This is a genomic window from Mesorhizobium subarcticum (genome assembly GCF_055456085.1).
The window spans coordinates 3,305,347-3,318,536 of record NZ_CM144237.1; the positions used below are offsets into that span (position 1 = coordinate 3,305,347).

The 13,190-nt window shown below is 63.6% G+C and carries 16 protein-coding genes; 12 read left to right on the top strand and 4 right to left on the bottom strand.

Going from position 1 to position 13,190, the window contains the following annotated elements; all coding sequences use genetic code 11:
* Nucleotides 1-93 precede the first annotated feature (93 nt).
* From ACZYHG_RS16000 to ACZYHG_RS16025, 6 genes are all read left to right on the top strand, one after another.
* Nucleotides 94-1,074: a hypothetical protein gene (locus ACZYHG_RS16000; RefSeq protein ID WP_464609353.1), complete on the top strand. Its 981-nt coding sequence runs from the start codon at nt 94-96 to the stop codon at nt 1,072-1,074.
* Nucleotides 1,074-2,108, top strand: a complete 1,035-nt coding sequence (locus tag ACZYHG_RS16005; protein WP_464609354.1) for a hypothetical protein — start codon at nt 1,074-1,076, stop codon at nt 2,106-2,108. Before ACZYHG_RS16000 ends, ACZYHG_RS16005 begins: the two co-directional genes overlap by 1 nt.
* A 230-nt stretch (nt 2,109-2,338) precedes the next feature.
* Nucleotides 2,339-3,058: a helix-turn-helix transcriptional regulator gene (locus ACZYHG_RS16010; protein WP_464609355.1), complete on the top strand. Its 720-nt coding sequence runs from the start codon at nt 2,339-2,341 to the stop codon at nt 3,056-3,058.
* Between the two features lie 369 nt (nt 3,059-3,427).
* Nucleotides 3,428-3,652 carry a hypothetical protein gene (locus ACZYHG_RS16015; RefSeq protein WP_464609356.1) on the top strand — a complete coding sequence of 75 codons (225 nt, stop codon included), beginning with the start codon at nt 3,428-3,430 and terminating at the stop codon, nt 3,650-3,652.
* Between the two features lie 189 nt (nt 3,653-3,841).
* Nucleotides 3,842-4,189, top strand: a complete 348-nt coding sequence (locus ACZYHG_RS16020; protein ID WP_464609357.1) for a hypothetical protein — start codon at nt 3,842-3,844, stop codon at nt 4,187-4,189.
* Nucleotides 4,190-4,525: 336 nt separating this feature from the next.
* A complete protein-coding gene (locus ACZYHG_RS16025) occupies nt 4,526-5,242 on the top strand; it encodes a gamma-glutamylcyclotransferase (protein WP_464609358.1) in 717 nt (238 codons plus the stop codon).
* Here ACZYHG_RS16025 and ACZYHG_RS16030 read toward each other — a convergent pair.
* Nucleotides 5,239-6,102 carry an NAD(P)H-binding protein gene (locus ACZYHG_RS16030; protein WP_464609359.1) on the bottom strand — a complete coding sequence of 288 codons (864 nt, stop codon included), beginning with the start codon at nt 6,100-6,102 and terminating at the stop codon, nt 5,239-5,241. The genes ACZYHG_RS16025 and ACZYHG_RS16030 overlap by 4 nt on opposite strands.
* Nucleotides 6,103-6,186: 84 nt before the next feature.
* Here ACZYHG_RS16030 and ACZYHG_RS16035 point away from each other — a divergent pair, with 84 nt between their 5' ends.
* The 6 genes from ACZYHG_RS16035 (at nt 6,187) to ACZYHG_RS16060 (ending at nt 9,304) form a co-directional block, all read left to right on the top strand.
* Nucleotides 6,187-6,510, top strand: coding sequence for an ArsR/SmtB family transcription factor (locus tag ACZYHG_RS16035; RefSeq protein WP_464609360.1), 324 nt, complete (start codon nt 6,187-6,189; stop codon nt 6,508-6,510).
* A complete protein-coding gene (locus tag ACZYHG_RS16040) occupies nt 6,507-6,926 on the top strand; it encodes an SRPBCC family protein (RefSeq protein ID WP_464609361.1) in 420 nt (139 codons plus the stop codon). The genes ACZYHG_RS16035 and ACZYHG_RS16040 overlap by 4 nt, the downstream gene beginning before the upstream one ends.
* Nucleotides 6,927-7,065: 139 nt before the next feature.
* Nucleotides 7,066-7,458 (top strand): VOC family protein, encoded by a 393-nt coding sequence (locus ACZYHG_RS16045; protein WP_464609362.1) that lies wholly within the window; start codon nt 7,066-7,068, stop codon nt 7,456-7,458.
* Nucleotides 7,459-7,496: 38 nt separating this feature from the next.
* Nucleotides 7,497-7,703, top strand: coding sequence for a hypothetical protein (locus tag ACZYHG_RS16050; RefSeq protein WP_464609363.1), 207 nt, complete (start codon nt 7,497-7,499; stop codon nt 7,701-7,703).
* On the top strand, nt 7,700-8,098 hold the full coding sequence (locus ACZYHG_RS16055) for a DUF1801 domain-containing protein (protein ID WP_464609364.1): 399 nt from the start codon (nt 7,700-7,702) through the stop codon (nt 8,096-8,098). The genes ACZYHG_RS16050 and ACZYHG_RS16055 overlap by 4 nt, the downstream gene beginning before the upstream one ends.
* Nucleotides 8,099-8,209: 111 nt before the next feature.
* Complete coding sequence (locus ACZYHG_RS16060) at nt 8,210-9,304, top strand: acyltransferase family protein (protein ID WP_464609365.1); 1,095 nt, start codon at nt 8,210-8,212, stop codon at nt 9,302-9,304.
* A gap of 35 nt (nt 9,305-9,339) precedes the next feature.
* Here the strand turns inward: ACZYHG_RS16060 and ACZYHG_RS16065 are convergent, their stop codons facing one another.
* From ACZYHG_RS16065 to ACZYHG_RS16075, 3 genes are read right to left on the bottom strand one after another with little or no spacing between them, the layout of a single operon-like run.
* Nucleotides 9,340-11,313, bottom strand: a complete 1,974-nt coding sequence (locus ACZYHG_RS16065) for a glycoside hydrolase family 127 protein (RefSeq protein WP_464609366.1) — start codon at nt 11,311-11,313, stop codon at nt 9,340-9,342.
* Between the two features lie 21 nt (nt 11,314-11,334).
* Nucleotides 11,335-12,192: a carbohydrate ABC transporter permease gene (locus ACZYHG_RS16070; RefSeq protein WP_464609367.1), complete on the bottom strand. Its 858-nt coding sequence runs from the start codon at nt 12,190-12,192 to the stop codon at nt 11,335-11,337.
* Nucleotides 12,192-13,118, bottom strand: a complete 927-nt coding sequence (locus ACZYHG_RS16075; protein ID WP_464609368.1) for a carbohydrate ABC transporter permease — start codon at nt 13,116-13,118, stop codon at nt 12,192-12,194. Before ACZYHG_RS16075 ends, ACZYHG_RS16070 begins: the two co-directional genes overlap by 1 nt.
* Between the last annotated feature and the right edge of the window lie 72 nt (nt 13,119-13,190).

Consider the following 13,190-nt stretch of genomic DNA (forward strand, 5'->3'; position numbering starts at 1 on the left):
GGCACCGGTTGTCGATCAGTCCAGGGCGCTGTTGCCGTGCGAATCCTGTTGTTAATCAGGTCCTCGCCTGCGTTAGCTTCGGAGGGGGAGTCGATGCGCGGATTAGTGGCAATCCTGCAAGCACTGTTCTCCGGCTGGATTCCGGCGCTGATCGAGATGGCTCACCGTTTCTGCCGCCGCTGGCGGTTGGGTGGCGACCGCCGGGTCGACCAGAAAGGATCCCGGGCGCATTGCGTGCCGATCGACCACCCTGCATTCTGCCGGCCCGACCCGCTGATCTACGACCAGTACTATCTGATCGGCCTTGGCCTCGCCGTAACTTGGGACAATCCCGACATCGAAGTGCTCAGGGGTGGCGTGCCCGTGCCCGCCGGCAAGTTGCAGGCGGACACCGACTACGAGGTGCGCGTCCGCGTCTGGAATGTCTCGATGGATGCCGTCGTCGTCAAGATGCCGGTTCACCTGTCCTATCTGTCGTTCGGCATGGGAACCGTATCGCATCCGATCGACACCAGGCCGGTCTCGGTCGGGGTGATCGGATCCGCCAGCCAGCCCGGGTTCGTCTCCTTCGACTGGCATACGCCTCAGGAAGCAGGCCACTATTGCCTGCAGGCTTTGCTCGATCCGGCCGACGATGCCAACTTCGCCAACAATCTCGGGCAGAAGAACACCGATGTCGGGCTGGCGCAGTCGCCGGCGACATTCCAGTTCGAACTGCGCAACGCGACCCGCCGGCCGCATCGGTATCGGTTCACCGTCGACGCTTACACCATTCCGCCGCTCAGCCCCTGCCGCGACGAGCGGCGACCGACCGAGGAGGCAGCCAAGGCGGAGCAAAAGCGGCGGCTGGCTGCGCATTTGCCGGCCGCGCATCCGCTGCCGCCGGGCTGGACGATCGCGATTTCGCCTGACCAGCCGTCGCTGACACCGGGCGAACAGATGACGATCACGGCGATCGCCACGCCGCCGGCCGGCTGGACCGGCCGGCAAGCTCTCAATCTGAATGCGTTCGACGAGGGGGATCACGCCAGCGGCGGCGTCACCCTGACCGTCATAAGCAGCGTGGAGGCGTGATGGCCACCGACGACAAATCCTGGACCAAATGTACTACCGCGGACAAGGTCATCTCGGTCAACCAGTATATCAGCGCGGCGATCACCAGCGGTATATTCGCGGCCGTGATGGTCGTGGTGGTGGTCGCCATGGGCGAGCCATGGTGCCTGCCGATCGCCGTGGTGGTGACCGGGATTGTCTGGATCCTCGCATATTGCGACTGGTGGCTTAACAACCGGCTGGTGTGTCTCGGCGACCAGAGCCCGGTTAGCATCGTCGGCATGGTCATCAGCATCGAGCCCCCTTCGGAAAAGACCTGGCCCGGAAGCCTGGACTCCGACTACAGCCTAAACCTCTTGCTGCCGCACAACCCGGTGGGCGTCAGCCAGGCCGATGCGGACGCCAGCGCTCCGTTCGGCTACCTCATGGCCGAAACCACCACCACCTCCTCGAAAGGGTTGCTGTTCACCGGCAACCAGGCGGTGGACAAGACGACCGGGGTAAAGTCCGAGGCACTGCATGTGGAATTCGAGGGGGCGTCGATCCACGACCTGCAGACTGTCAACATCCTCGCGCTGATCGCGGCGCTAGCGGCACTGGCGATATGCATGTCGGGCGTCGGCGTGGTCGTTGCCTACATCCTGGCATTTCTGGCTTTGCTTGCGGCGCTGCTTGGCGCGGCTTTCAGCAGTTCGGACACGGCCAGTCCGAGCGACGCCGGACTGCCCAGCATCGAAACCAACAAGGGCGATGGAACCGGAGCGACGATCCTGGGCGTGACCGGCCGCTGGGTCTATGATGCTGGCCATATCCACGACAGTTTCAATGAAGCCCACAACGAACTGCATCCTGTCCAGCAGGCGCAGATTCTGGGAGGGCCGTGGGACGGCGACTGGCCTCCCGATATCGATGGGATCATTCGCGGCTATCAAGACGGCTACGCGCAATCCCAGGATCCGCTCACCAAGGAGCAGCAGGCCAAGCCCGGTTCCCGGTGGTCGGTTCACCCTTATATCGACGGCTGCGACGACACGGTCCGGCGTCCTCCGCACTAGGACGTCAGGAAGACGAATTCGGGTCGAAGTATCGATGACGATGCCGTCCGGGTGGCGATCGGTCATATTGCGGCCGATGGGCTGAAGGTGCCAATGCCGCTGGTGTCGTGATTGGTGGTGTCGGCCACACTGCGGCATGGCCGTACAAATGCCGCAGCCTTCACGTCGATGAAACGGCTTGTGCGCTTGCTTGGGATCGCTGAGATTGCCGCGGGGTTTTGGAGCATCCTATGCGGACGGCGGCAGGGCAGGACTTTCTCGAATTTTGCGCGGGGACAAGCGACGTCAGCAAGGTCATCGAGCGCTTCATCGAGGCGATCGGCGTTTTCGGCTTCACCGCCAGTGCTGGCGGCGCTTGGGCGGGCGCCGGCGGCTCGCGGTCCTATCGCTTCTATTTCAACGATTGGCCAAAGGACTGGTTCGAGTCCTACATGGCGAACGGGTACATGGAGATCGACCCGATGATCCTGGAGGCGCGCCGTCGCATGACGCCGTTCCTGTGGACCGAAATGGGGGATGCACGAACCTTTACCGTCGAAGGCGCGGCGGTCACCGCAGGCGCCATAGAATATGGCTGGGCCGAGGTCATGGCCATACCGATCCATGGGCCTTCCAGCTACCAGGGATTGGTCTCGGTCGCCGCCTTGAAGCCGGTGACGATGAATGCGGTCGAGAGAGCCATGATACGCTCGATGGCGCACGCGGTGCACGACAAGGCCTATGAAGCGGTGGGGTTCGGTTTCAGCAACCGCTCGCCGATCCTGCTGACGCCCAGGGAAGCCGATTGTATGCGCTGGGTCGCGGCGGGCAAGACCGATGCGGAAATCGCCATCATCCTGGGCATCGCGGCGGCGACGGTCCACTACCACATCGAGAATGTGAAAAAGAAGGCCGGCACGCGCAGCCGCAGCGAAGCCGTGGCGCTGCTGGTGCTGGCCGGAACCGTCTAGGCGAGCAAGCCTTTTCCCTTCCCCTTGCGCCCGCCGTGTCGCGGGTGATCGAGCGGCTGCGCGCTCGATCCATTCCTCCTCCACTTTTCAGCTAGGATGCGCCCGCATCTGAACTGCCTTAGTCATTCCCGCATCAGCACATGAATCGCAGGGATGCCTGCGTTGGCGGGAAGCGGGGCGGTCGTCGATGGACGAAAGCAGGACTGTTTTTGTCTGTCGCAATGCGGCGGCGGGAGGCTGGCTAACAGCGCCAGCCGGGCCGCGAGCCGCCGGCATCTCCAGCGATAGAAGCACCCGGGCCATGCTCCAGGAGCGGTGCGTAACCAACCCTGCACTGGGGGAGCCAGTGTTCTTGTCGGGAGCCTTGCAATGAAAATCTTCTATGTCGTGATGATGGCCGCGGTCGCGATTGTGAGTTCAAACGAAGCGTTCGCCCGCTACACCACCACGCAAGGTCCTTGCGCGGTGGATGCCAACCGCTTCTGCGGTGGCGGCGTGCTGACGACGGGCGCCGCGCCCAAGTGCCTGGCCGATCACAAGGACCAGCTGTCGGCATCCTGCAAGGCGCGCCTGTTCAAGCACAAGAAGAAGTAACCGGCAGGCCGGCGGCGATATCGGAATGTGCGCCTTCAGGTGGGGCCGGGCGGCGGCTTCATGGACGGTTCGTCTGGCCTCGATACCACCGATCGGCGCATATGGCGCCGATCCCCGGGGGGATCGGCGCTCTTTTGTTGACGCAGTGCCTCAACAGACGCAACATCAAATTGGGACAGGGGTTTCAGCATGACATCGCATTTGACCGGGTTGCGCCGTTGCGCTTGCGCCCTTGCGGGCATCGCGACGATTGGACTGTCCGTCACATCAGCCGTTGCCCAATCCGCGCCGGCGCCGGTCGGCGTCTGGTATAGCGATGCGGGCGAGACGATGGTTATCGGGCAGACCTGCCAGATCGAGGCCAACGGCACGGTTGGCGCGATCGGGCAATGCAGTTGGGACCCATCTTCCAACGGCGGCATCCTGACCATCATGAACGTCAACGCCTACCAGCCGGCGCCGGTCTATTTCAACATCGTCTGGATCGACGATTCCAGCTTCTCGATCTCCGGCGATGTTTTCCATCGCAGGGGGTGAGGCGCTTCGTCATCCACGGGCGGAGCAAGGAGCGAAGCGACGCGGCGCAGACCCGAGGATCCATGCCGGGACTCCTGAGCGCCGCAACGGTCCAGAATTCTGCCTCCGCTGCACACTTCGGTAGACCTCAAGGAATGGATCCTCGGGTCTTCGCGACGGAGCTTCGCTCCTGCTCCGCCCGTGGATGACGAACGCGAAGAGGCTTCGGCCAATTCCAATGGCTGTGGTGGCACGCTGAGTCTTTTCAAACGCTTGGGCGTGCCATCTCAGATTTTGAGTCCGCGCCCATTCGGCCGACTCTTCGAGAATCCCCCAGCCTTCAGCAACATGGCGAACATGAAGAAGCTGACTTCCATCGCACCGCGCAAAGCGCCGATGGCGCTGACCGAGGCGCTGGTGGCGCGCACCTTGCGCGTGGTCGAGGATGCCGGGCCGGTGCCGGGCATGGTCGCCATGACTGACGCCGACTATGCGCGCGTCGGCGAGGACGTGCTTGCCTCGGCGCCGCCTGGGCCGTTGAAGCTGTTCGCCTATGGCTCGCTGCTGTGGAATCCGGTCGGCGAAATCCGTGGCGGCGAGAAAGCGGTGGCGAGGGGCTGGCACCGCTCCTTCTGTTTCACCGTCAAGCGCTTTCGCGGCACGGTCGATCAGCCCGGCCTGATGATGGCGCTCGACCGGGGCGGCCAATGCCAGGGCATGGTGTTCGAGATCGCCGAGCCGGTTGGCGAAAATCTGGAAGCGCTGCTGCGCCGGGAGATGACCATCCTGCCCGCCGTCAACGTGCCGCGCTGGCTGCGGGTGAGCACGGAAGGCGGGGCGGGCCAGGCGCTCGGCTTCGTCGTCGATCCCGCCAATCCGCGCTATGCCGGCAAGCTCGACAAGCCTGCGGTCGCGGCGACGCTCGCCAGGGCCGTCGGCCATTGGGGCTCAGGCGCGCAATATCTGTTCGAGACGATCCGCCATCTCGACGCCTGCGGCATCCGCGACCGCAATCTGTGGCAGCTGCAGGAACTGGTGGCGCAGGAGATCGTCAGCGCCCATGCCGCCGGCTAGCCTTTCGCTGGCATTCCAGGTGTCACGCGTATCAAGAAATCTCCAAAGCTTTCCGGATGCTTACCGGTAAGCGCGGTGAAATCGCTGGAGATCGTGGCATAGCGACCTTCGGCGATCGAGGCGCACACCGTGGCGAAAGCCTGCGGCCAGGGTTCGTCGAGACGCGCCGACGCGGAGGCCAGATAGTCGCCGGGGCAGCAGGGGCGATAGTGCAGGGGCCGTGCTGTCGCGTCGGCATAGCAGGCGGCGATCGCGTCTAAGCCCAACGCCCGGTTTCCAGTGATGGTGTAGAGGGCGTGGGATGTGTCGGGGTTGGCTGCCACGGCGGCGACGGCCGCCGCGACATCGTCGCGTGAAATCGGCGCAACCAGACCTTGTCCGGCAGGCAAGGCGAGTTCTCCCGAGGCAGGCGTCAGCCAGGTGTCGAGGATGAAGTCGCTGTAGAGGCCGCAGCGCAGGACGGTCGAGGGCACGCCGCAGGCAGCCAGCCGGTGCTCCGCGTCGCGATAGGCGGGTGCGTAGTAGAAGGGCGAGGACTTGCCGATGTCGATGATGCCTGTGAAGGTGATGTGGCCGACACGGGCCGCTGCTGCGGCCTCGATAGCATTGGCATGATGGCGCATGACTGCATCCGCATGGCCGTCGCTTGAAATCAAGACCAGCCCGTCGATGCCGGAGAAGGCCGTCTTCAGGGCGGAAGCATCCTCGTAGTCGCCGACGCGCCGCGCTACTCCCCGGGGCAGGAGCCTTTGCGCGGCCTCAGGCTTGCGGACCAGTGCTGCCACCTCATGGCCTGATGACACCAGCCTTGAGACGACCGCGTTCCCGACATGGCCGGTGGCTCCGGTGACGAGGATCATGTCCGCTGCTCCAATCTTCCACTTGACGAACATATATCCCTGCGGTTATACGTCAACCAATAGCCAACGGGTTATAGATCTGACATGCCAGACGCCCACGACATGCTTTTCAGGACGCTCTCAGACCCGACCAGGCGGGCGATCTTCGAACGGCTGTGTCGCCAGGGTGAGCAGACGGTGGGCGCACTGACGAGCCAGTCCGGCGTCTCGCAGCCGGCGGTGTCGAAGCATCTCGGCCTGTTGAAGCAGGCCGGGCTGGTGCGCGATCGCCATGAAGGCCGCCAGACGCATTACAGCGCGCAGCTTGGTGCGCTGGCGCCGCTGATGGACTGGACACGCGAGATGGCGGGGTTTTGGGAAAGCCGGTTCGACGATCTCGAGGATTTACTCAAAAGGATGGACCAGTGAACGATACCCGCACTGTCGTCGTCGAGCGGCAGATTTCCCATCCGCCGGAAAAACTCTGGCGCGCGTTGACGCAACCGCATCTGATGCAGGAGTGGCTGATGAAGAATGATTTCGCTCCTGTTGTCGGCCACCGCTTCAACATCAGCGCCGATTGGGGCGGCGTGCTGGACTGCGAGGTGCTGGCCGTCGAGCCCAACAAGACGCTGTCCTACACCTGGAACCTTGAGCATCAGGATCCGGCCTTCGATCTCAGGAGCGTGGTGACCTTCACGCTCACCCCGACGCCAACCGGAACCCATCTGCGCATGGAGCAATCCGGCTTTCGGCCGGACCAGAGGCGGGCCTATGGCGGCGCCAGAACCGGCTGGCCGCAATTCCTGGAGAAGCTCGAACAGCTTCTCGACCGGACGGAGTAGAACTCCTTGTTTTGACGCAATTCCGGACGGAAACCCGTTTCACACTTTTCCTGGAATTGCTCTGGTCCGCCGGCGATCGAACCCAACACCTGACTTCACCCGGGCGGCCTGCCGCCAGCAAAACCTATGGAGAAAGACGATGAAGATCAAACTGACCAGCATCCATGTCGATGACCAGGACAAGGCGCTTGCCTTCTACACCGATGTGCTCGGCCTGACCAAGAAGGCCGATTTCAGCAACGGGCCATTCCGCTGGCTGACGGTGGCCTCGCCTGATGAGCCCGAAGGCACCGAGCTGCAGCTGGCGCTCAACGACAATCCGGCCGCCAAGGCCTACCAGCAGGCGATGTTCGCGCAGGGCCAACCGGCGGTGATGTTCTTCACCGACGACGTTAGGGGTGACCATCAGCGCATCACGGCCAATGGCGGCACGTTCAGCATGGCGCCGACCGAGGTGACCGGCTCGACCATCGCCAAGCTCAACGATGGCTGCGGCAATCTCATCCAGATCACACAGCTGGCGCGCTGGTAGTAGCGCCCGGTTTCACGCGTTTTTCACGGGAGGTAGCATTGTACTGGAGCAAATGGATCAGGCAGACGCATCGCTGGCTGTCGATCGTCTTCACGGCAACCGTCGTCGCCAATTTCGTCACCATGGCCTTCGGGCAGCCGCCTGCCTGGGTGGTCTATTCGCCACTGCCGCCACTTTTCCTGCTATTGTTCAGCGGCCTTTACATGTTCGTATTGCCCTACGTCGCGAAGAAGGAAACAGCATGACGACCACCGGATCGCAGGAGAGCAAATCTCCCTCGGAACTGATCGACGGCAGGATCAAGGAACTCGGCGACTGGCGCGGCGAGATGCTCGGCCGGCTGCGCGCGCTTATCCATCAAGCCGTTCCCGATGTGGTCGAAACATGGAAGTGGCGCGGGGTGCCGGTGTGGGAGCATGACGGCATGATCTGCACCGGCGAAACCTACAAGAGCGTCGTCAAGTTGACCTTCGCCAAGGGGGCGGCGCTGCCCGATCCCTCGAAGCTGTTCAACTCCAGCCTGGAAGGCAATACGCGGCGGGCGATCGATTTTCAGGAGGGTGGAGAGGTGAACGAGGATGCGCTGAAGGCGTTGGTGCGGGCTGCGGTGACTTTGAACACTTCCAAGGCCAAGCGCTAGGCGCTGCCACCCCCGCAAAGCTCACCCGCGTTTACGATCTGGGAAGCTTGATGGTGCTAGATATCGCCTGAAGATGGCTGGCCGGGTCGGCCGGTCCCGGATGGATTCGCCATGAACAGCCCGATGCGCATGCCGTGGGTGGACACGGCCAAAGGCCTCTCGATCATCCTCGTAGTGATGATGTACTCGGCGTACAACACCGGCGAGTACACGGGCGGGGTGGGCTTTCTCCACTATGTCATCGGCTTCGCGACGCCGTTCCGCATGCCGGAATTCTTCCTGATCTCGGGCCTGTTCCTGTCGCAGGTGATCGACCGGCCGTGGCGGCGCTACATCGACCGGCGCGTCGTCCACTATCTCTATTTCTACGTGCTGTGGGCGATCATCTCGATCGGGTTGAAGATCGGCATCTTCAGCCGGGATCCCGGCGGCATGCTGCATGATCTCGCAATGGCCGTCGTGCAGCCCTATGGCGTGCTGTGGTTTATCTACATGCTGGCGGTGTTCGGCCTTGTCGCCAAACTTCTGCGGCAGTTCCGCGTGCCCGCCTGGATCGTCATTGCGCCCGCGGCCGCCCTGCAGATGTGGGCGCCGCATCCCGACAGCTATGCGGTTGAACAATTCGCGGCGTATTTCGTGTTTTTCTACCTCGGCTTCGTGCTGGCGCCGCTGATTTTCCGGCTGGTCGAATGGACGCAACCCCGTCCGCTGCTGGCCGTCGCCGGCCTGGCTCTGTGGGCTGTCGTCAACGGCCTGCTCGTCTATTCGCCGGGCTATGCCATGCACCCGGTCGGCATGCAGATGGGGCTGGCGGCATGGCCGCCGCTGCATCTCACCTTGGCCGTCGCCGGCGCGGTGGCGCTTTGCGTGCTTGGCGGTTTCCTGTCGACATTCGCCTCGATGGAATGGCTGCGGTGGCTCGGCGAACATTCGCTGGTCGTCTATGTCGCCTTCACCATCCCGATGTCGCTGTTCCGTGGTGCCGCACTTGCAAGCGGCCTGCTGACCGACACCGGCATGCTCAGCCTGGCGGTGCTGCTCGTCTCGATCATCAGCCCTGTCGTGCTCTACCTCATCATCCAACGCGTGGGCTTCGGCATGTTCCTGTTCGAGCGGCCGGCCTGGGCTCATGTCGATAACAGCGCGCCGCAAGCGGCACCGAAGCCGGCGCTGCCTGCCACTGCCGCTCAATCCAGCCGGACATAGTGGAGCCGCAGAGGCCTGAAGCCCTGCGGCCGACCTCAGCCGTCGCGCAGCCACACCAGCATCTCGCCGGGCTCGCGATTGTCCCAGGCGTAATAGGGGATGGCGGTCAGCCGTGTCTCGACGCTGGCCGGCGGCTCACGCCGATAGAGCCCGTCCTGCCAGCCGTCGCCGGCATCGGCCCATGCCGTGGCTGAAAGCGTCACCACGCCGCCCAGCAGTTCAGGCGCCTCATGTGCCTCTATGCCTGCCGTGCGCGGCAGTGTCAGGCGATGCAGCCGGCTGTCATTGTCCGATGCCTCGACGCAGTAGATCAGCGGGCCGCGCGACAGCGCGACGCGGCCGGCATCCTGCCGGACCTCGGGGTTGGCGTAGAGCCGCTCGATCGGCATTTCGAGGTCGAGCCGGACGCGGTCGCCCTTTTGCCAGAGGCGCCGGATCGCGGCATAGCCGTCGCTGGTCACGTCATCGATGTCGACCGCTTCGCCATTGATTTCCAACTTGGCACCGGAACTCCAGCCCGGGATGCGCAGATGCAGCGTGAAGTCCACCGGCGCCCGTGGTTCGACCGTGATCTCGACGGCGCCATCCCAGGGATAGTGGCTCGCTTGAGAAAGGCTGACGGCGGTGCCGCCGATGTCGAAGCGGGCGGTGGAGTCGCCGTAGAGGTGGACGGCGAGCGCATCGTCCGCCAGGCTGTAGAAATAGCTGCCGATCGAGGCGACCATGCGCCCGACATTGGGGGGGCAGCAGGGGCAGCGGTGCCATTTCCATCTGTTGTGCCGGCCCCGGCTTTCCAGCGGGTTTTCGTAGAAGAACAGCGAGCCGTCGAGCGACAGGCCGGAGATCGAGCCATTGTAGAGCGCACGTTCCATCATGTCGGCGTAGCGGGCGTTCGGCCCCATGCCGAGCATGCGGCTCGCCCAGAACACCAGCCCGACGGCGGCGCAGGTCTCGGCATAGGCGCTCTCATTGGGCAGGTCGTAGTCGCTGGTGAAACCTTCATTGTGCGCCGACGGGCCGAGCCCGCCGGTGATGTAGAGGTTTTTCGTGGTGAGATCGTCCCACAGAAGGTCGAGCGCGACGCGCAGCGTGTCGTCGCCATATTCGGTGGCGATGTCGGCCATGCCCGAATAGAGGTACATCGCCCGCACCGCGTGGCCGACGACCTTGTCCTGTTCGCGCACCGGCCTGTGCGACTGATTGTATTCGTAGGTCTTGAAATGATAGGCCTTCGGGTCGGCGCCACGGGCGCGGGCTTCCTCGTCGAAATAATGCGGCTGCTGTCCGCGCTGGTCGATGAAGTATTTCGCCAGCTCCATGTATTTCGTCTCGCCGGTCACTCGTGAGAGCTTGACCAGTGCCAGCTCGATCTCCTCATGGCCGCAATAGCCCTTCTTCTTGCCGGGCCCCGGCCCCAGCACCGAGGCGATGTGGTCGGAATAGCGGCACATGATATCCAGCAGCTTGCGCTTGCCCGTCGCCTGGTAATAGGCGACCGCGCCCTCGATCAGATGGCCGGCGCAATAGAGTTCGTGGCAGTCGCGCAGATTGGTCCAGCGCTTGCCCGGCTGGATGCGCTGGTACCAGCTGGAGAGGTAGCCATCCTCCTGCTGCAGTCTGCCGTACATGTCGATGACGGCGTCGATCTTCTTCTCCAACTCGGGGTTCTTGCGCCGGTAGAGCGAATAGGCTGCGGTCTCGATCGTCTTGCCGAGATCGGAATCCCAGAACATCTGCGTCGTCACCGTCGAGCCGGTGAATTCGGCGCCCTGGCGGTCGGCTTCATCGGGCGAGGGCGAGTGGAAGGGAATGACGACACCGGGCGAGGGGCGGTCCGGGTCGATCTGCTCCAGCATGCGCGCCTCGACACAGCGCTCGTAGAGGATGTCGGCGGTGCGCGTCGCCACCGCGTCGGCGCGGTCGCCCCAGAAGCCGTGCACGTCGACCTGCGGCACCGGCAGCGGGCGGAAGGCAAGCCTGGGTTTTCCGGGTTTTGGCGATGCGGTCATGAACTCACTCCATTCGATCTGTTATTTGACGGCCCCGGCCATCAGGCCGCGGATGTAGAAGCGCTGCAAAGCGAGGAACAGGATCAGGCACGGCACCATCATCACGGTGACGCCCGCCTGCACGGCGCCCCAGTCGATGGCGCCGAAGCGGCCCGACTGAAGTGCTGTCATCATCACCGGCAGCGTGAATTTGGATTGGTCGGTCATCAGCACGAGGGCTGCGAGGAACTCGTTCCAGGCGCCGAGGAAGGCAAACAGCGCGATGGTGACGACTCCTGGCCAGACCAGCGGCAGCATCACCTTCAAAAGCATGGTGAGATTGCTGGCGCCGTCCATGCGGGCGGCCTCCTCGATCTCGCGCGGTACGGCGTCGAAGGCGTTGCGCATCATGAAGATCGAGAACGGCAATTGCAGCGTGACATAGACGCCGACCAGGCCGGTCAGCGTGTTGTGCAGGCCAAGCTTGGTCAGCACCAGGAAGATCGGAGTCAGGATCGACTGGAACGGGATCATGATCGTCGACAGGATGAGGACGAAGAACAGGTCCTTGAACGGAAACCGGAACCGCGAGAAGCCATAGCCGGCCATCACGCTGACGATGACCGACAGCACGACGGTCATCACCGAGACGTAGATGCTGTTTTGCGCCGAGGCCCACAGCCCGTCGCCGAAGGAGTTGAGCGTGGCATAGTTTTCGAGCGAGAAACCCGTGGTCGGCCAGGGCGGCAGCGGCGGCAGGCGCGCTTCGGCTGCCGGCTTGAAGGCCGACAGCACCGTCCACACGATCGGCGCCACGAACAATATCGAGGCGATGATGCCGGTGGAATGCCTGGCGAGGCGGGCCGCGAACTTGCCTCTGGCTGATATCGCCTGCGCCATCAGTCGAGTCCCTCGGGCTTGCGCAGCAGCCAGAGCTGGACGAGGCTGAGCGCCACCAGGATGACCAGCAGCACCATGGAGAGCGCGGCTCCATAGCCGAGCTTGAACGAGACGAAGGACTGGTTGAAGATCCAGTAGACCGCCGTCAGCGTCTGGTTGCGCGGGCCGCCGCGCAGGATGATGTAGAACTGGTCGAAGGCGAGGATCGAGCCGGCGACCGACAGGATCAGCGCCAGCGCCAGCGTGCGGCGCATCAGCGGCAAAGTGATTGCCCTGAAGCGCGCCAACGGCCCGGCGCCGTCGATGACGGCGGCCTCCTGCAAATCCTGCGGGATCGATTGCAGGCCGGTCATCAGGATGATCATGGTGAAGCCGGCGACCTTCCACACCACCATGGCGATGATCGACCAGAAGGCCGGCTGGAAGGTCGCCAAAAGGTTGAACTTCTTGTCGATCAGGCCAAGCTCGTAGGCGGCTGGGCTGAACAGGCCGGAATCGACATTCAAGAGCCACGACCAGAGCAGGCTCGCCGAGGCAAAGCCGACCACCGCCGGCATGAAGAAGAAGGTGCGGTAGAGGTTGGTCAACGGTCGCGGTTTTTCGATGAAGATCGCTAGGGGAAAGGCGACGGCGAAGATCGCGATGGTGACGATCACGGTGTAGTAGCCGGTGAATTTGAGCGCGTTCCAGAACCTGGTGTCACGCAGGATGGCGACGTAGTTGTCGAAGCCGATATAGGAGTGCTCGCCCATCAGCGGCCAGTTGTGCAGCGACATCCACGCCGTCATGCCGAGCGGGATGACGAAGAACACCATGACCAGCGCCACCGCCGGCGCGACGTAGAGCAGGCCGATCCACTGCCGCCGCCCTGCGCCGACGAGTTTTCGGGCGCGGGGTGGGGCGGCGGTGGTTGCGATGGTGGTCATGGCTGGGCGCTCGCCTTTCCTTCTCCCCTTGTGGGAGAAGGTGGATCGGCGCGCAGCGCCGAGACGGATGAG